This is a genomic window from Ruminococcus sp. YE71 (genome assembly GCF_900119155.1).
In the GTDB taxonomy this organism is placed as follows: domain Bacteria; phylum Bacillota; class Clostridia; order Oscillospirales; family Ruminococcaceae; genus YE71.
In genome coordinates, this window is the sequence record NZ_FPIR01000034.1 from 1 (window position 1) to 17,060 (window position 17,060).

General features: G+C 42.3%; 18 protein-coding genes. 12 read left to right on the top strand and 6 right to left on the bottom strand.

The window, feature by feature from the left end:
* The 4 genes from BT142_RS17755 to acgA form a co-directional block, all read right to left on the bottom strand.
* On the bottom strand, positions 1 to 654 hold a 654-nt coding region (locus BT142_RS17755), incomplete at its 3' end, for a DUF1848 domain-containing protein (protein ID WP_072419498.1).
* Positions 655 to 709: 55 nt separating this feature from the next.
* Complete coding sequence (locus BT142_RS17760) at positions 710 to 1,297, bottom strand: nitroreductase family protein (protein ID WP_242872036.1); 588 nt, start codon at positions 1,295 to 1,297, stop codon at positions 710 to 712.
* Entirely contained in the window at positions 1,294 to 2,334 is a 1,041-nt protein-coding gene (gene acgM, locus BT142_RS17765; RefSeq protein ID WP_072419500.1) for a radical SAM/SPASM domain protein, ACGX system, read from the bottom strand. The genes BT142_RS17760 and acgM overlap by 4 nt, the downstream gene beginning before the upstream one ends.
* Positions 2,335 to 2,439: 105 nt before the next feature.
* Positions 2,440 to 2,631 (bottom strand): ACGX-repeat peptide, encoded by a 192-nt coding sequence (acgA, locus tag BT142_RS17770; protein ID WP_072419501.1) that lies wholly within the window; start codon positions 2,629 to 2,631, stop codon positions 2,440 to 2,442.
* 244 nt (positions 2,632 to 2,875) lie between these two features.
* Between acgA and BT142_RS17775 the strand changes: the two genes are divergently transcribed.
* From BT142_RS17775 to BT142_RS17820, 10 genes are all read left to right on the top strand, one after another.
* Positions 2,876 to 3,202: a winged helix-turn-helix transcriptional regulator gene (locus tag BT142_RS17775; RefSeq protein ID WP_072419502.1), complete on the top strand. Its 327-nt coding sequence runs from the start codon at positions 2,876 to 2,878 to the stop codon at positions 3,200 to 3,202.
* Positions 3,203 to 4,146: 944 nt separating this feature from the next.
* Positions 4,147 to 8,082 carry a DUF4474 domain-containing protein gene (locus BT142_RS17780; RefSeq protein ID WP_072419503.1) on the top strand — a complete coding sequence of 1,312 codons (3,936 nt, stop codon included), beginning with the start codon at positions 4,147 to 4,149 and terminating at the stop codon, positions 8,080 to 8,082.
* A gap of 11 nt (positions 8,083 to 8,093) precedes the next feature.
* A complete protein-coding gene (locus BT142_RS17785; RefSeq protein WP_072419504.1) occupies positions 8,094 to 8,603 on the top strand; it encodes a DUF5104 domain-containing protein in 510 nt (169 codons plus the stop codon).
* 291 nt (positions 8,604 to 8,894) lie between these two features.
* The gene (locus tag BT142_RS17790; RefSeq protein WP_072419505.1) at positions 8,895 to 9,404 is read left to right on the top strand and encodes a DUF5104 domain-containing protein; all 510 of its coding nucleotides are present in this window, start codon (positions 8,895 to 8,897) and stop codon (positions 9,402 to 9,404) included.
* Between the two features lie 2 nt (positions 9,405 to 9,406).
* A complete protein-coding gene (locus BT142_RS17795) occupies positions 9,407 to 9,922 on the top strand; it encodes a DUF5104 domain-containing protein (RefSeq protein WP_072419506.1) in 516 nt (171 codons plus the stop codon).
* An 820-nt stretch (positions 9,923 to 10,742) separates the two neighbouring features.
* A complete protein-coding gene (gene mobQ, locus BT142_RS17800) occupies positions 10,743 to 11,792 on the top strand; it encodes a MobQ family relaxase (protein ID WP_072419507.1) in 1,050 nt (349 codons plus the stop codon).
* A gap of 234 nt (positions 11,793 to 12,026) precedes the next feature.
* The gene (locus tag BT142_RS17805) at positions 12,027 to 12,452 is read left to right on the top strand and encodes a hypothetical protein (RefSeq protein ID WP_072419508.1); all 426 of its coding nucleotides are present in this window, start codon (positions 12,027 to 12,029) and stop codon (positions 12,450 to 12,452) included.
* A gap of 184 nt (positions 12,453 to 12,636) precedes the next feature.
* A complete protein-coding gene (locus BT142_RS17810) occupies positions 12,637 to 12,825 on the top strand; it encodes a hypothetical protein (protein ID WP_072419509.1) in 189 nt (62 codons plus the stop codon).
* 142 nt (positions 12,826 to 12,967) lie between these two features.
* Positions 12,968 to 14,458, top strand: coding sequence for a recombinase family protein (locus BT142_RS17815; protein ID WP_072419510.1), 1,491 nt, complete (start codon positions 12,968 to 12,970; stop codon positions 14,456 to 14,458).
* Positions 14,459 to 14,659: 201 nt separating this feature from the next.
* On the top strand, positions 14,660 to 14,923 hold the full coding sequence (locus BT142_RS17820; protein WP_139182297.1) for a hypothetical protein: 264 nt from the start codon (positions 14,660 to 14,662) through the stop codon (positions 14,921 to 14,923).
* A 2-nt stretch (positions 14,924 to 14,925) separates the two neighbouring features.
* Here the strand turns inward: BT142_RS17820 and BT142_RS17825 are convergent, their stop codons facing one another.
* On the bottom strand, positions 14,926 to 15,258 hold the full coding sequence (locus BT142_RS17825) for a C2 domain-containing protein (protein ID WP_139182296.1): 333 nt from the start codon (positions 15,256 to 15,258) through the stop codon (positions 14,926 to 14,928).
* 334 nt (positions 15,259 to 15,592) lie between these two features.
* Between BT142_RS17825 and BT142_RS17830 the strand changes: the two genes are divergently transcribed.
* Together BT142_RS17830 and BT142_RS17835 are read left to right on the top strand one after the other, a co-directional pair.
* The gene (locus tag BT142_RS17830) at positions 15,593 to 15,988 is read left to right on the top strand and encodes a nuclear transport factor 2 family protein (protein WP_175444991.1); all 396 of its coding nucleotides are present in this window, start codon (positions 15,593 to 15,595) and stop codon (positions 15,986 to 15,988) included.
* Positions 15,989 to 16,113: 125 nt separating this feature from the next.
* On the top strand, positions 16,114 to 16,386 hold the full coding sequence (locus BT142_RS17835) for an NADPH-dependent FMN reductase family protein (RefSeq protein ID WP_175444990.1): 273 nt from the start codon (positions 16,114 to 16,116) through the stop codon (positions 16,384 to 16,386).
* 25 nt (positions 16,387 to 16,411) lie between these two features.
* Here BT142_RS17835 and tnpB read toward each other — a convergent pair whose 3' ends face one another.
* A complete protein-coding gene (gene tnpB / locus BT142_RS19335) occupies positions 16,412 to 16,921 on the bottom strand; it encodes an IS66 family insertion sequence element accessory protein TnpB (protein ID WP_084659559.1) in 510 nt (169 codons plus the stop codon).
* Positions 16,922 to 17,060: the final 139 nt, after the last annotated feature.

Genomic DNA, 17,060 nt, shown 5'->3' on the forward strand with positions numbered 1-17,060 from the left:
AAAGGTCTGCTGTGTCATGCAGCCTGCACAATCCACTCCGTATGGTGCAAGGTCTGTTCCTTCGGCACAGGCTTTTATTGTAATGCCGTACAGTTTGCCAATCTCAGCAAAGCTCTTGCCTATGGTGATACGCTCCTGCGGTGTGACCGTCCGAGCCTGCGGAAAGTTCCGCTTGACCTTTTCGTATAGATCAATAAAGCTGATAACGCATACATGAGTATATCCCGAAAGCATCCTGCACATCTGCTCAAAATCCGATATATGCCTATCAAGTGTATATGTGCTGTCAATGAATATGGGATCATACCGCCAGCCCACGCAGTTTACTCCGACTTTTTCGGAAAGTGTGATGAAGTCCTGCATTACCTTTTCTTTTGGCGGTACATTCGGCTCAATATCTTTGCCGTAGGGGGTTATCGTAACAAACCAATACTGATGATAGGCTTTCAGCTCGTCAAGATATTTCAGCATTGGTTCGGGATTCTTAGTGCAGAATGCAAGGCAGTCCACCACATCGGTATTTAGTTCGTAGCGTGTTATCCAGTCAGGGCGGTAAGGATTTCTCACCAGCACATAGCCTGCCCGTATCCTGTTCATGAACCACTGAGAATAAAATGCAGGAATATCCGTCCGCATACCTGTGTTGATTATCATATACCTCACCGTCCTTTCTTCCTATTTTACCATATTCAGCCCGATTTTACAACGGTTAGTCCTCATCAACGATGACCACACGACCGTCACGGCGGGGCTTGCTTTGTGGATATTCTCCATCACAGTAGCCGAGCAACACAAAAGCCCTTGCGATGAAGTTATCGGGGATACACCATTTCTTCAAAAGCTCTCTGCCGATGTCATTATCAAAAGTCTCCTCGGCTCTTGCGGTAATACATGAAGCAATACCAAGCTCGGTCGCTTCAAGCACCATATTCTCCGCACAGCAGAAAGCATCGGGGACGGCATACAGAAAATTCTTCGGGGTGAAGATAATGCAGACACAAGGCGCACCATAAAAGCCGTTCTTGATATTCTTATCGTCTATCACACTGGGCTGTTCCTTTGACACATAGCTGCCGATGAGCCTTGAACGGTCAAACTTTGCAAGATTGAGAATGCTGATCTGCTCCGCAAGCCTTTTGTTTCTGACAGCAACGATGATACTGCGCTGACCGCCGCCTGCGTTTGGGGCATATTCTCCTGCCTCGATTATCTTCTGCAAATCATCAAACGGTATCTTCTTGTCGGTGTATTTCCGTATTGAACGGCGGTATTTCATAAGCTCTAACAGTTCCATCATGATACCTCCTTCCAGCACTGCGGATCGGGTGCATACATATTGCCGGTGTAACCGAAGGTCACGGCAGGGCAGCCTCTGCAATAGCCCCGAAGCTCGCATTTACTGCACTTTTCAAACTTATCAAACTGACGGTATTCCTCTAAATCTGCACCAACAAACAGCTCATACATCGGCGTATCGAACACATTTCCGATCCTGCTTTCCATTCTTCGGCAAGCGTACACATCGCCCGTGGGGAGAATGGTCATGTGACCGATCGCACAGTGGCAGCCGTCATATATCTTGTCATTGTCGTGGTTTTCGGGTATCTTGAATAAGCCTTGCTCATAGAGATACAGCGTCCAGAGGTGGTCTTTGTACTGGAAAGTGGTCTTGCAGCCGTTTGACTTGTGGAACTGAAATCGCTTGTAGCACATATCGAGAAAATCACGGTAGGCAGTGGGCGTGATGTGGTATTCCTCCGACTTCTGACCGCTGGTGGGACAGTAGCGTCCGAATGCGAAAACGTCCACATTCTTCTCCGCTACAAGGTCGATAAGCTGCGGAAAATCGCCCATATTCATTGATGATACAGTTGACATCACCGCACACCACATTCCCGAATTTTTGATATAGTCTATCGCTTTCAGCGTTGTCTGAAAGGAACCGGGCTTGCGGAATAGGTCGTGCATATCCTCCATTCCGTCAAGGGAGAGCTGATATTTCCGACAGCCGTGGTCGTAAAGCCTTTGACAGACCTCATCATTCAGGTGGAACGGATTGCCGAGAATGCCCCATGTGATGCCTTTTTCTTTCAGAAGTGAAGCAAGTTTCCAGAAATCACGGTGCAGGATCGGATCACCGCCCGTGATGTAAAAATAGGGAGTCCGACCGAGTTTGCCGCACATATCCTCGCAGCTCTCGACCACCTGTTTCATCTTCTCCCATGGCATTTTCGTAAGCGCCTTGCAGTTATCTTCTGCAAAAATATAACAGTGCTTGCACCGCTGGTCGCAGGTGTCGGTGATATGCCACTGAAAAGCAAAATACGGTTTCATCTCGGTTTCCTCCAGTCTATATAAACGCGCTTGCGTAGTTATTTACAGCACAGGCATACCGACGGTGAGCCGATATGCCTGACCTTGTGTATGAAGTTTAACGACTTACTTCTTGTCGGGATCAGCAGCTCCGCAGGCAGAACCGCAAGCGGAAGGTGCAGGATCGGCAGCTCCACAGGCAGAGGGTGCAGGATCAGCAGCACCACAAGCAGAAGCGGGAGCTTCCTTCGGATCGGCTGTTCCGCAGGCACTGTTCTCAGTGCTGTATGCGGCAACTCTGTTCAGCATCTCACTCATGGCTTGTACCTCCTTTTTAGAATCAGGTTTCCCTGTTGTGTTCAGTATAGCAGAAAAGTTTGAATCGCACAAGTACGCACTTTTTTGTGCCTCAGTTACAAAAAAGTAACTATTGAGCTATTTCGTTGTTTTTCAAGCCGAATGCGAAATGTAAACATTCTGCGAATTATATATTGCTTGCTTTTTGGACTGCTGTATGTTATAATGAGTATAACATTTTTTTTGAAACTATCGGAGGTGCGCTATGCTGAAAAAGGAAGAACTGCCGGATTGTCCCGTTGCGACTACGGTACAGCTAATCGGAAACAAATGGAAACTCTTGATACTACGAAATCTCCTTGCCCGTCCGTGGCGGTTCAATGAGCTGCGGAAATCCCTTGATGGCATCAGCCAGAAGGTGCTGACGGAGAGTCTTCGGTCAATGGAAAGTGACGGTATCATCGTCCGCACCGTCTACGCAGAGGTGCCGCCGAGAGTTGAGTATTCACTCAGCGAGCTTGGCGAAACGCTCCGTCCGATACTTGATGCGATGCAGGCTTGGGGGCAGGAGTATAAGGAGAATAATATATGATATTGAGTCCTCGGAGTATTCTGAGGACTTTTTCTTTTCAGGCGGTTAGTTTTCCGCTCCGCAGGCTCGGATTGCTCTGTGGGGCTTTTCCGTTCGTCTGAGAGGCTGTCAAGCAGAGGTAGGGCTCGAATATCGCAGAGAATCTGCCCGACACCAGTGGTTACAGGGATTTTTCAAGACACAAATTGTGTATCAGAAATAATTGCTTTGATTGATAAACATATGCTGAGACCACAATAAATTCAAAGTCTTTCTTGGAGGCAAAGTCCGCATAAAGAAAACGGCAGTGAGTTTCTGACATAAACAGAGGCTCACTGCCGATGATGTGAATTATTTATTCTATAAACGTGAATGTTAAATATGAAACTGGAGTTCGATCAGATTGTATGACTATTATCTATTCTGCAAGAGCGATTAATAACTAGTATCTTGTTCAATTAAATCTCTGTCAAAGAATAGAATAATTTAGAACAATTATAGAATGGATTAACGGAACACGCCATCATCTTGGTACTTATTTGGTCTTTATTGGTCTTTAAAACCCACATAAAGTTAGTTAAAAACGATTGTTCTAAGTTACTATAAAAGCGCGGTATATCGTGCTTTTGCGACAGTTGCTGAAGCTTGTTGGAAACAAGAATTACAATTCGAGTCCAACAGGGGGAGCCAATCAAGCATAATCCGAACACTTTCGTAAACGACAGGGTGTTCGGATTTGTTGTATTTTATTGAACATTTTCTTGGTTAGCGCAAATCAAATATAATAAAAAAAGTGACAAATGTCATTTGAATAATGACATTTGTCATCTTGACCTCGTAACTTGATTATAGTATAATATAGTTATCCAAAACTCGTTTTGTATAACCATCATGTAATTACTCTGCTTTTGATGAAGAAATACCACGTTGAAAGCAGATATTTTGTTTTATGGAGGCAAAAAGATATGAAACAAACAATCCTGTCAAAGTTTAAACGTACCGTATCCAGTATATTGGCTTTGACAATGACCGCAAGCATAACAAACGTCATGCCTGTCTCAGCGGAGGAAGTGTTTAAGCCCTATCCCTACACCTTATTCGCAGGCAGCATAGATGAAGGTTCGATCACATCAACAGCCGACAATTTCTGTATAAACGGCAATGCAGCAACAAACGGAACATTTGCGGTTGCAGGAAATTTCAACGTAAACGGCTCAAAGACCGAACACGCAGGTGAAAATATTCCTATCATCTTTAATGAGATAGATGAACGTTTCTTTTCGGGTGATGTCGAAAAGCACGGCGAGGATTATTCTTACTCCGAACTGAACATAAATGTTACTGTACCTATCGAAGTTCAGGGAGATTTAAACCTTGAAGGCAATATCACGCTGAATACTGGAATGAAGGCTCTCAGCGATATTACTCTGACAGGCGAGGTCAAGAATACAAATGAATCGGTCATCTGTTCTCAGACAGGTGATATTTTTATCGACTCACAAAATGTAAATCTCGGCGGTTTGGTCTATGCTCCGTGTGGTACTGTAACGCTCAAAGCGCAGAATCTGAACCTCAATAATGTGATAATAATTGCTGACAAGATCAAGATAGATGCTCCGAGCGTGAATGCTAATTACAGTACGTCAATGGGGCAATTTGTCGGCGGTGCTATTGCAACAAACAACAGTAATAACGGTGAAATATCTGTTGATACGATCGACCCGATAATATACGCATTCGGTTCGTTTAACGAGGAAGAAAAAGCTATCGACATTGAGTGGTATTCCAATATTGAGGGCAGCTATGAGATCTCGGAGTCTGCCGATAATGATGTTTATTTTCCGCTTGCAGAAGTCAGCGACTTCACCACTTACCGATACCACATCACAGATGATTTTGACACAAAGTATTTCAAAGTCAAGGTCACAAGCGAAGACAAGACTGCTGAAAGCGTTCCTTTTGTTGTAAGCAGAACAGATGACGTTTACAGCGTTGATTTTCTTGACAGCGACGGTGACGGTCTTGCCGATATTTATGAAGAGCTTATCGGAACAGATATAGAAAATGTAGATACCGATAATGACGGTCTGACTGATTATCAGGAAGTATACATAACGGGAACAGACCCTACAAAATACGATTCTGTGACGGAAGGCGTGTCCGACTACGATGCCGACAATGATAACGACGGTCTTTCAAACGGCACAGAGATCGAACTTGGCACTGACCCTGTGAATCCCGATACTGACGGTGATGAACTGAGCGACGGAGAAGAAGTAAATACCTACGTCACCGACCCTCTGAAACCGGATAGCGACGGCGATACTCTGCCCGACGGTGATGAACCTCATATCGGACTTGACCCCACAAACCCTGAAACCTTCGGAACTCCCGATGAGAAATATGTCTCAGAGCAGACAATTGCCGCAGACAGCGAGGCACTTTCTGAGATAAACACCGAAGAAAATCCGTATGAACTGACTATAAAATACACAGGCACAGGCTATGCTGAGGGCAATATCATCGCAGGCGAAAGCGGGTATGCAAATACTGTCGGCAGCGATATGGAGCTTGGCACTATAGCAGAATTTTCGTTTAAAGATACTTGCAAAATGGATAAGGCTGTGCTATACTATAACATAAAGAGCAGCTTCATTGACAATGAGCTTGGAACTTACTCTAAAAATTACGATGAGCTATCAGGCATAAAAAGGCTTGGTGTGTTCACTTTTAGCGAGGAATACAATATTATGCTACCTGTTGTTACCGAGTATGACACAGAAAGTAACACGGTTTATGCAGAGGTAGATGCTCAGGGAACATACTTCTTGGTCGATTATGAAAAGTGGCTCAGAGAGTGGGGAGTATCGGCAGGTATTGCTTCAATAGGTGTGTCTGTGCCGTATTTGATGTCAACTGCAAGCACTGCTTCAACAGATGTATCTGTCGAAAAAATTGAGAAAGCGGATATTGTTTTTTCGGTAGATGTATCGGCAACTTCAGCAAATAATCTCGGAGAAACACCTGCACAGAATCTTGCGAGAGCTAAAAATGATATACGAAATGTTGCAAAAAACATTTTTGAAAAGGGCGAGGATATACGCTTTGGAGTGTTTGGATTTACATGGAAGTATTCAAGCAATGAAATAGGTTATAGGACTTATTTAGAAGACGGCAGCGATTGGGCAACTGATTTGGATGAACTTGATTACCTTTTAGACCAGTTGTATATCGACAACAACTACGGAGGAGCATATATAGAGTGTGGTATTCAAGATGCAGCATCTCCTATAATCACAAGGGTGAAGCAGTATGAGTACAGAGATGATGCTGATAAATACTTGTTTGAATATGCACCTTTGAGTGATTTGTATATTTATAGTGATGGATACCTAGCAGCGACATTGTGCTCATATTCTGCATTATATGATCAGCTTAAGAGATCAAGTATTCGTTTTAGCTTTGTACTTGATAAATATAGTATTTTATATTTAACTGAGTTAGGTGCTGAGATGACAGGCGGAGAAACAGCATTCTATTGTTCAGACTTAGTTTCAGACGATATATCAGGTTTTATTTATAAAACCGCCAAAAAAATGAAGAATAACAGCGGTAATACTGCGAGTGATTTGAAATTGAGATCGTATATATCTTCGCTTTCTTTAAAACCTATCGTTCTTGAAAAGCCCTTGACTGCCGGCGGTAAAACTAATACTGATACAGACGGCTTTACAGATTGGGAAGAGGTCGATAGTGATAATGATCTGATTACATACGAGTTTGGTGATGTTCATCTGCCTACATATGAGGAATGCCTCATGGCTTGTGAAAAAGATGATCTGAAAATCGAAGATCTTGTGAATGTTATGAAGGACAAGCTCGGCGTTGTTGATGCGATGATGCTGTTTGGGAAGGAGATATTGCCGCTAACTTCCGATCCGACTTGTGGGGATACGGATGGGGATGGACTTCTAGAAGGCATTTCACAAAATAATGGTGATATAAAAATAGCTCCGGAAGACTTAAATCCATTAATATATGATGGTGCCAAAAATATGTGGAAAAATCACATTAAACGGATGAAAGAAAACAACTCAGCAAATGTGGCAACAAAGTATAAAGAATATGTGAGCGGCGAATCTGCAAAAGATATGTTTGAAAGGTTTATGAATGAGAATGATTTACAAACATCGTACTATATTGCCTATGGGATTATTGGATTTGCTCTGCAATTTAGAGATGAACTGAACGAAAATGACGAAAATTTAAAACTATTCTTAGCCGCTGTAAAAGAGATACTTCCGTATTCTCCGGAATTAGGTGCTAGCTTGTTGAATTTTGTTGAAGATGATAAAGGACAAGCGTATCATTCAAAGCCAGATACATGGCAGAAGTTCTTTGGTTATGATGATATGTATGATGATGTTTTCAGAATAGCATCATCAATGCATTATGGCAGAGTTGATTTTGATGTTAATGAACAGACTTATACTTTATGGTCTTGGAAAGGAGATTATTGGAATCTTCAAAGCGGAGCAGAGGTAGGTTTATATAAAAAACTTGGAAATATTTATGGAACAGACCATTATGATTATGCCGGAATGACAGTTCCAATGACTTTAAGCTTGTATAACTATTATTCATCTGACAACATAATACCAATCTACAACTGGGCTCCGGAAGAAGAACAATGGTGGATAACCGGCTTTAATTCAAATGAATATCTTCCTGATCCAAATAAGATGGTTTATATTGCTTCGGTGGATTTTTCGGGTAATGCACTTTTTTATGAAGCAATAAAAAATGCTGATCCAAATAAAGATTATCATGGCTATCTTTATGCTGATAACATTATATTTGATGATAAAACTAAAACGGTATGGTTTCAATGGTTCAATTAAGGAGCATAGATATGAAGTTATTATCAGGAATAATTCTCTTTATTTTTATTCTATCAGGTTGTTCAGATCAAAACATCCAGTCTACTCCAAGTGAAAAAGCAAAGGAGACGCAGGAGATAATAATTGAAGCATTTGTTGATGAAAATGCTTCTGCTGTTAAATCAATACTCTCTGCATATAACTCTCAAAATAATGATATAGATTCGGAAATTGAATCTGCATTTGAGTTTATTGACGGAAAAATAGAAAGCTATGATCCTCCAGAGTATGGTGCAAGTGCAGCTGTAACAGATGAGAACGGCAGAGTAAAATATAGTTATTATGGTTGCACTGACAACATTATCACTGAAAATGGAACTATTTATTCGATAAACTTCAAAGGGTGGTATACCTACCGTGATGATAATTCAAAAGAAGGAGTGAATTTAATACATATAGTCAATGAAACGGAAAAATCACATTTTACCGAGAGCGTGGATTGGAAACAATGCTCATTTGATATAGGAGAGGATCTTCGATAATACTGTATTATTTCTATTCAGCTGATAACATAATACAGATTTATAACTGGGCTCCGAAAGAAGAACAATGGCGGATAACCGGCTTTAAGTCAGACGAATATCTTCCTGATCCAAATAAGATGGCTTATATCGCTTCGGTGGATTTTTCGGGTAATGAGGAGTTTTTCGAGGCGATTAAAAATCCATATAACAGAAAAATATATGGTAATTACTTATTTGATAAGCATTTGATTTTTGATCAAAATACTAAAACCGTATGGTTCCAATGGTATACATAAAGGCGGTAATTATATGAGCAAAACACTTAATTGTATAATAGTATCAGTTGTAGTGATGTTATCTTCTTGTAGTCAAAAAAGTCATGTTAAAACACCAGATGAAAGTGCCAAAGAAATGATTACCAATATCGTTGTATGTTTTGAAATGAAAGATAAAGAAACACTAAAATCATATTTTAGTGAACACATTCAGGAAAACTCGCCACTTGATTCTGAAATAGAAGCTGCATTTGAATTTATTGACAGTGAGATAGTATCAGTTGGCGAGCCAAATTCAGGTTGTATAGGTCCGATAGATGATAAAGCGTTTGGCGGTGATATTAAAGAAGTGATAACAGATAAAGGAACTATATATAAATTTGATTTTAAAGGTATGTACAGATATGATGAGGATAAATCTCAAGAGGGGGTTACAGGACTGTGCATTATTAATATGTCAGATGATTATGATTATGAAAATCCCCAAAAGGATTTATTATCTCACAAAATCACTATAGGTGACTATTATAGTCAATCAGATTAATCATGGATATGAAGTTACTATCAGGAATAATTCTCTTTATTTTTATTCTATCAGGTTGTTCAGATCAAAACATCAAGCCTACTCCAAGTGAAAAAGCAAAGGAGACTCAAGAGGTAATAATTAAAGCATTTGTTGATGAAGATGCTTCTGCTATTAAATCAATACTATCTGCATATATCTCTCAAAACAATGATATAGATTTTCAGATAGATAAAGCTTTTGATTATATTGACGGAAAAATAGAAAGCTATGACCCTCCGGAGTGTGGTTCAAGTGCAGCTGTAACAGATGAGAATGGCAGAGTTAAATATAGTTATTATGGTTGTACTGACAACATTATCACTGATAAAGGAACTATTTATTCGATAAACTTCAAGGGGTGGTATACCTATCGTGATGATAATTCAAAAGAAGGAGTGAATTTAATACATATAGTCAGTGAAACGGAGAAGTCACATTTTACAGAAAGCGTAGATTGGGAACAATGCTCATTTGATATAGGTGAGGATGTTCGATAATACTGTAATATTTTCTATTCGGCTGATAACATAATACAGATTTATAACTTGGCACCGAAAGAAAAACAACGGTGGATAACCGGCTTCAAGTCAGATGAATATCTTCCTGATCCAAATAAAATGGCTTATATTGCTTCGGTGGATTTTTCGGGTAATGATGAGCAACGTTTCGTGGAGAAAGCTCGCTGATGGCGAAGCGAACAGTTACACCATAACCAGGCTTATCCCAAGCAAGCGGTACAAGGTGGCGTTTGTTGCTTAGTGCGACGGCAAGTGGTTTAATGATGTTTCAAATGCGATAATCATGACCCCGAATGCTCCTGCATATCCGAAGATGACCGATAAGGTCAAGGACAACGCATTCCAGCTTACTTTGGACAACGTTGCCAGCGCAACCGCAAACGCAGTCAGATATTATTAGACTGGCAAGTGGAAGGTTTTCAACGGTAAGGCAAATGGCACAAGCTTAACGATGAAGGACGTTATAGCAGGTGAGTATAAACTCGTAATTGTTGCTAAAAACGGCGAAGAATGTGATATTTTCAACCTGAATCAGAGGACATTCACCGTTACCATCAAATAAGCACTTTTACAAAAGAACTTCATAAAATCCTTTAAGGGAATCGGCAGTTTCTTCGGAGACTGCCGGTTTTCTTCTTTTAGAATATCCGTGCGAAATGTGAACTTCAAAGTTCACATTTTTGCTTTTTAATACGAATTCACACGAAACCTATTGACAGCACAGTTCGTAAGTGATATACTGTAATGCAACAGATATTTGTGCGCATAATATATCTCAAAGTTCACATTTTAAGGAGGAATGATAACCGCAATATATCATTTCAATGTCAAAATGGTCACACGTTCCAAAGGCGGCTGTTGCGTTGCAAGTGCTGCGTATCTCGCGGGTGAGAAGATCAAGAATGAGCGTGACGGTAAGATCCACGATTACCGCAACAAGCGTGAAGTTGTTCACAAGGAGATACTTCTTCCTGTGAATGCACCGCCGGAATACCGCGACAGAGCGAAACTTTGGAACGTTGCCGAGCGTGCTGAAAAGCGCAAGAACTCTCAAACTGCCCGGAGCATCAACGCTGCATTGCCGAGGGAGCTGTCAAGAGAAGATCAAATCGAACTTGTCAGACAGTTCTGCGAGCAGTGTTTCGTGAGCAAAGGAATGTGCTGTGATTTCGCTATACACGATAAGCACGATGGCAACCCTCATGTTCACATTATGCTGACGACACGAAAAGTGAACAAGTCAGGATTCACGGAAAAGGAACGTTCGTGGAATGATAAGAAGCTGTTGATGGAGTGGCGTGAGCGCTGGGCGGATTGGTGTAACCACAAGCTGTATTTCGTCTCGGATGCTCGGGTCGATCATCGAAGCTATAAAGAGCAGGGCATTGACCGTCTGCCGCAGATACATCTGGGTGTCGAGGTCTGTGCGGTTGAACGCAAGGGCTTCAAGACCGACAAGGGAAACAAGAACCGAAGGATCAGGCGGCACAATCTTGAAGTCGAGATTGCCGAGTTGGAACAGCAGATGCATGACTTGCGTTCAGAGCATAAAAAGGAAACTATAGACTATATAGAATCTAATATCGGCTGTAAAGTCGCGGACGCTTTTACGATACATGACAAAAGGTCGGTGCTGGAACAGTACGAGAAATACTTGCAAAGCCGAAATATTCCGTGTGAGCTGATTTTTTACAATGAGGACAAGTATGAATTGTTCGTGCCGAAGTCCAAAAGGGATATGGCAGTCAATTTGCTGAAACAGTTCAGAAACCAGTCTTGCAAAATGGATAACCAACCGAATTCGCAACAGGTACCAGCACCTCAAAAGAAGCCAAAACACCGAATATGACCGCGATTCAAAATCGTGCCGTATGGCACTAAAGCGGAATCGCTTGCGGGAGTCCAGAGGGCTACCTCTGGCGCACTTACAAACGACGACAGGAGTTTGTATAAGTGCGCCCTCCGGGGGTAGGTAGCTGAACGGGTACACGTCTTTTGTGAATGAACGTACTGCCTACCGTCAGATCTTCGCGTATGCGAATAGATGCGTATGCATCGGGCGCCGAACGAAAGGAGAATGCGATTGAGCAATAAAAAGCTGACGACAGAAGAAAAGATCGAAAAATCGAAAAGGATACATGAGGAAATAGAGCAACGTAAGAAAAGTCTCGGCGAGAGGATCGACGCTCTGAAAAAGCTCGATGCCGAGATCGCCGACGAGCTGGAGAAAGCCGAAATGGTGACTAATCAGGCGGTCGGAAAAAAGTTCAGGAGTAAAATGGCTGTCGATCTGCCGATGGAGGTGATCGATGAGATCATCGACTTCATGTTTATGCATGAGGATTGCTTGGCGTATATTGATGAAGAAGTCGCTAAGTACAATCAGGAGTTGGAAAAGGCGAAGGCTGAAAAGCTGACTGAACAGTCTGCTGACAATAACCGAGATAATGCTAAAAAGTTATCTGCGGATGAAGTCGTCCATTCGGAGACGGGTATCGTTTCAGTGTGAATAAAAGATAAAGAAAGGATAGGTGAGTCCAATGTGAAATTATCAGCTGTGTGGTAACCTGTTCGCCTTGGGTTAACGTACAGCTTTTACGACCTAAGTGAGGGTGATGCCCCCTCAAATGAAGATCTGATTAGCCCTCTCAGATCACACCGGCACTTGCTACGTCATCCCGTGCATTTACCGCATGGGAAAAAGAACAAACTTAACACCGCAGCAGCTCGATCTGCTTGCTGCGAGCTTTTACCCGACGATACTTGCTTATTTCAAGAGCGAGGAGGGTAAAGCTGAATATCAGAAGTATCTCGATGAAAAGGCAGGTCTCGCCAAACCTGCCGACGAGAATACTGATGATAAAAATGGTGATGTCGCTTAATAGCTAAATGGTTAAAATTGCGGTTTATCACTTTAAAGTGCATTGACAAAAATTGAATAGTGTGGTATAATGGAATAGCAGAGGGAAAAGGGTCTGCGGGACAGTGGTGGGTTCGTACCACACGAGCAAAAGGAGGTAATGGATGAAGGCAGTAATCTACGCGAGATATTCTTGTGATCACCAAAGAGAAGAGAGCATCGAGGGGCAGCTTCGTGAATGCAAGGAGTACGCCGGGAAGAATAATTTGACTGTTATCGGCAGTTATATTGACCGTGCTATGTCGGCGAAAACTGACAACCGTCCCCAGTTCCAGCAGATGATAAAGGACAGCGGCAAGCAGATGTTTGATGCTGTTATCGTGTGGAAGCTCGACCGTTTTGCGAGGAACAGGTACGATTCGGCTCACTACAAGGCACAGCTTCGCAAGAATGGTGTCAAGGTTGTATCAGCGACAGAGGTCATCTCTGAGGGTGCTGAGGGTATCATTCTTGAATCGGTTCTTGAAGGCTTCGCTGAGTATTATTCCGCCGAGCTTTCTGAAAAAGTTATCAGAGGTCTGAAAGAGAACGCTCTGAAATGTCAGTACAACGGCAGCCCTATCCCTATCGGCTATGTTATTGACGAGGACAAACATTACCAACTGAATCCGCTGACTGCGCCGTTCGTCAAGGATGCTTTTGAAATGTATGCAAGCGGCAGGACGATAAAGGACATAGTTGAGTATCTTAACTCTAAGGGAGTAAAGTCCTCATACAAGAAAGATGTTACAAAAACAACAGTTGCGGCTATGCTGAAAAACACAAAATATCGTGGACAATATAAATACCGTGATGTTGTGATCGAGGACGGCGTTCCAAGAATCGTTACGGACGAGCTGTTCCAAAAGGTACAGGAACGGCTGGCGAAAAACAAGCAGTCGAGGTCGAGGTTCAAGGCAAAGGTCGAATACTTCCTTTCGACAAAAATGCTTTGCTCCGACTGCGGTGCGATGATGGTAGGGGAGTGCGGCACGAGCAAGAACGGCACGATCTACAACTATTATAAATGTAGCAATGTCAAAAAGCGCAAGGGCTGCCACAAGTCTTCAATCAAGAAAGACCTTGCGGAAGAACTTGTTCTGAAAAAGGTAATGAATGAAATGTTCACTGAGGACATGATCGAGGACATTGCTGACAGCGTTATGAAGCTTCAAAAGCGCGAGAATACGTCGATCCCGCTCCTTAAACAGCAGCTTGCGGAGGTCGACAAGGGCATTGAAAATATGCTGAACGCTATGCAGGCGGGTGTTCTCACGAAGTCCACGAAAAAGCGCCTCGACGATCTCGAAGCGCAGAAGGAAAAGCTGGAGATTGACATTATGCGTGAGGAACTTCAGCAGGAGGTTCTGACCCGTGACATGGTCGTGATGTGGCTGAGAAAGATGAAACAGCTTGACATGACGAATGACGACAACAAGCGGATTCTGATCGACACGTTCGTGAATTCGATTCAGGTGTTTGATGATAGATTGATCGTGAGCTTCAATAACCGTGAAGGAGCGAGTGAAATCGCTCTTTTGACAGATGGGTGTTCGGCTGGTAGGGGATTGGGGGAGCTAGAAAAGCCCGAAAGTGCATTACTTTCGGGCTTTTAATCTTTTACAGCTGCTTTACTGTCCGTTGCAAAAATGGCAAAATATAACAAAAATATTTTACTAAATTGTAAAGCGACGGAAATTGTATACCGAAAGTCCCTTACTATATATGTACGAAATATTAACAACGCTAATGCAGTTTGTATTGTTTGAGAGGTTCAGATGATGTTGAGCAAGAACCACAAAATGGTAAGTGGACGTTTGATAAAGACAGACAAATCCTTTGCCGACCTTAAATTATCTCAGAAAGAGAAGATCTCAGACTGGCTTTTTGAAGAATATTATTCTCTTTTCAAATCTAACGGATACAAATATAGTAAGGATTTTGATGATGAAATTCTTTCAAATGTTTATGCAAAGATCGAGCTTGCCGAGATATGGCTGCCGTATGGAGAACTTGTAAAATATTACTATTCCGAGAAGCGTCACTATGAAAAACGTGCGAATAAGCTTTCGGAGTTGTGAGCTCACACATCGGTATATCTGTAATCTTCAAAATACTCGCCTTCGACGGAAATGATCTTGCCTATATCAATGACCTTGCCTGATATATCTCTTTCCTTATCATAAAAGATGAGCGTCCTGAATGTGCTGTCAACTCTCTTGACATCTCCGATGTAGTTTTCATAGCTGCCGCCCTCATTAGTTTTGTCGGGAACAAAGTAGGTGACTTTGATCTCGGGGCGGTATCCTGTTTCAATTATTGCGTTAAGCAGCATGAACTTATTGTTGAGTTCGTTTTGTATATGTTCGGGCAATTCTATCTGATCCTCCGTTAATCTTCCTTTTTCTGCTATCATATCATCGTAAAAAAGACAGATACCTCTCATTGTGGATGTAGCTGTCTTTCGTATTCATAGCTCGCTGTTTTGGTCTTAATATAGTAGTTGGAATTATACTGCTATATTAGCGCCGCACGTTGGCAATGGCTCTTTTATTATGTTCGTGATATGAAACCATTTGACGCAAACAGTTACCTAAGTAACCGATTCAATAATACTGCCCATTGTTTTTTCTGCCAATTGCAGTATAATTAAGATAAAGAAACGAGAGTTACATATCTCCGAAAGGAGTGAGAAGATGAAACGTGTTATCGTATTTCTATTGATACTCTTAATGGCAGGAGGCAGTTTTATGCTGTGGTGGAAACAGAAAACAAATGGTATGATATATCCCGAAAGTTCGGAAGAATCAGCGGTACTGAAAGCATTTGAGACAATGCAGCAGGCAATGATCGATAAGGACATTGATACACTGAATGACCTTGTAACGGCGGATAAGACTTTTACGCATATGTCAGGCAAGGTTCAGACCAAAGAGCAATTCTTCGGTGAGATCGAAGACGGTACTCTGAATTATTACTCCTACAAGCTGAACAGCCCTGTTGTTACGGTTGACGGAGATACTGCATTGCTGACAGGCAGTACCACGCTTGAAGCCAAAGTATACGGAGCTTCCGGAACATGGACACTGAAAACAAATCAGCATTTTATTAAGCAGTATGGTAAATGGCTTCTGACAGATAAGTAACCATTTTCCAGAAACCGTTACCTAAGTAACCGTTTCAAAGAAACTGCCCGTTGTAATTTTAGGAATTATCTGCTAAAATAGAATTAACGGAACGGCAGTTACCTAAAACGCAAGGAGGAACTACTATGAACACTATCGTTATTTTCTTTTCAAGAGCCGATGAGAACTACTTCGGCGGTTCTATGAAGTATGTGGAGGTCGGCAACACCGAGATCGCAGTCGGACACATCACTGAGCTGACAGGCTTTGACAGCTTCAAGCTCGAAATGGTGCAGCCTTACTCTGCTGACTACATGACCTGCATCGACGAAGCAAAGGCACATCTCAGAGAGAACGCACGTCCCGAGCTGAAAGAGATCCCCGATGTATCGGGCTATGACACGATCATTCTTGCCTAATAGCCAACAATTGATTCTTCCGAGATCAGCACATAAGTTTTACCAAACAACGGATCGAGGGAACCGCTGTCACGTAGGAACATATTGATTGCTTCATTAACGCAATCGAATTTAGAGGCAAACAGCTTTTGGAGTTCTTTTGTGTCTCGGTCATTTTACCTGTTGGAGTTTGAGAGAACACCGAACACTCAAAACTCGGTTTCAGGCTCTCATAATGCTTTATCTCCTCGATATGAAGTCCGTGAAGCAGCCAGTAAAGCTCGGCTTCCGTGACGTTATATGTGTCGCCTTTAATATGTGTCGGAAACCGGAACTTGCCGCGCTCCATGCGTTTGTAAAGCAGGCAGAAGCCTTCCTTGTCCCAGTAGAGTATCTTGATCTTATCGCAGTGTCGGTTGTGAAAAACGAACATCGCATCGCTCACCGGATCGAGCCTGAACTGCTGCTGAACGACAGACGCTAATCCGTCGATGGATTTCCGCATATCGACATTCGCAGTTGAGATGTAAATTTCAGACGGTCGAAGTATTATCATCGTGCTCACCGCCGATCACAACCTTGGCAAACCGTATCTCCTTACCCTCGGAAAGCTCATCGAGCCTTTCGAGCCAATAGCGAAGGGTACTGCGTTTGATTCCTTGTTCCCTGCACCAGACGCGCTGACTCTTGCCGCT

What these genes read in the sequence shown, in the direction of transcription:
- BT142_RS17810 (WP_072419509.1), top strand. Translation starts at nt 12,637, where the DNA reads ATGGGAAAAAGAACAAACTTAACACCGCAGCAGCTCGATCTGCTTGCT.
- tnpB (WP_084659559.1), bottom strand. Translation starts at nt 16,921, where the DNA reads ATGATAATACTTCGACCGTCTGAAATTTACATCTCAACTGCGAATGTC.
- BT142_RS17780 (WP_072419503.1), top strand. Translation starts at nt 4,147, where the DNA reads ATGAAACAAACAATCCTGTCAAAGTTTAAACGTACCGTATCCAGTATA.
- BT142_RS17775 (WP_072419502.1), top strand. Translation starts at nt 2,876, where the DNA reads ATGCTGAAAAAGGAAGAACTGCCGGATTGTCCCGTTGCGACTACGGTA.
- BT142_RS17835 (WP_175444990.1), top strand. Translation starts at nt 16,114, where the DNA reads ATGAACACTATCGTTATTTTCTTTTCAAGAGCCGATGAGAACTACTTC.
- mobQ (WP_072419507.1), top strand. Translation starts at nt 10,743, where the DNA reads ATGATAACCGCAATATATCATTTCAATGTCAAAATGGTCACACGTTCC.
- BT142_RS17825 (WP_139182296.1), bottom strand. Translation starts at nt 15,258, where the DNA reads ATGATAGCAGAAAAAGGAAGATTAACGGAGGATCAGATAGAATTGCCC.
- acgM (WP_072419500.1), bottom strand. Translation starts at nt 2,334, where the DNA reads ATGAAACCGTATTTTGCTTTTCAGTGGCATATCACCGACACCTGCGAC.
- acgA (WP_072419501.1), bottom strand. Translation starts at nt 2,631, where the DNA reads ATGAGTGAGATGCTGAACAGAGTTGCCGCATACAGCACTGAGAACAGT.
- BT142_RS17760 (WP_242872036.1), bottom strand. Translation starts at nt 1,297, where the DNA reads ATGATGGAACTGTTAGAGCTTATGAAATACCGCCGTTCAATACGGAAA.
- BT142_RS17795 (WP_072419506.1), top strand. Translation starts at nt 9,407, where the DNA reads ATGGATATGAAGTTACTATCAGGAATAATTCTCTTTATTTTTATTCTA.
- BT142_RS17785 (WP_072419504.1), top strand. Translation starts at nt 8,094, where the DNA reads ATGAAGTTATTATCAGGAATAATTCTCTTTATTTTTATTCTATCAGGT.
- BT142_RS17790 (WP_072419505.1), top strand. Translation starts at nt 8,895, where the DNA reads ATGAGCAAAACACTTAATTGTATAATAGTATCAGTTGTAGTGATGTTA.
- BT142_RS17815 (WP_072419510.1), top strand. Translation starts at nt 12,968, where the DNA reads ATGAAGGCAGTAATCTACGCGAGATATTCTTGTGATCACCAAAGAGAA.
- BT142_RS17830 (WP_175444991.1), top strand. Translation starts at nt 15,593, where the DNA reads ATGCTGTGGTGGAAACAGAAAACAAATGGTATGATATATCCCGAAAGT.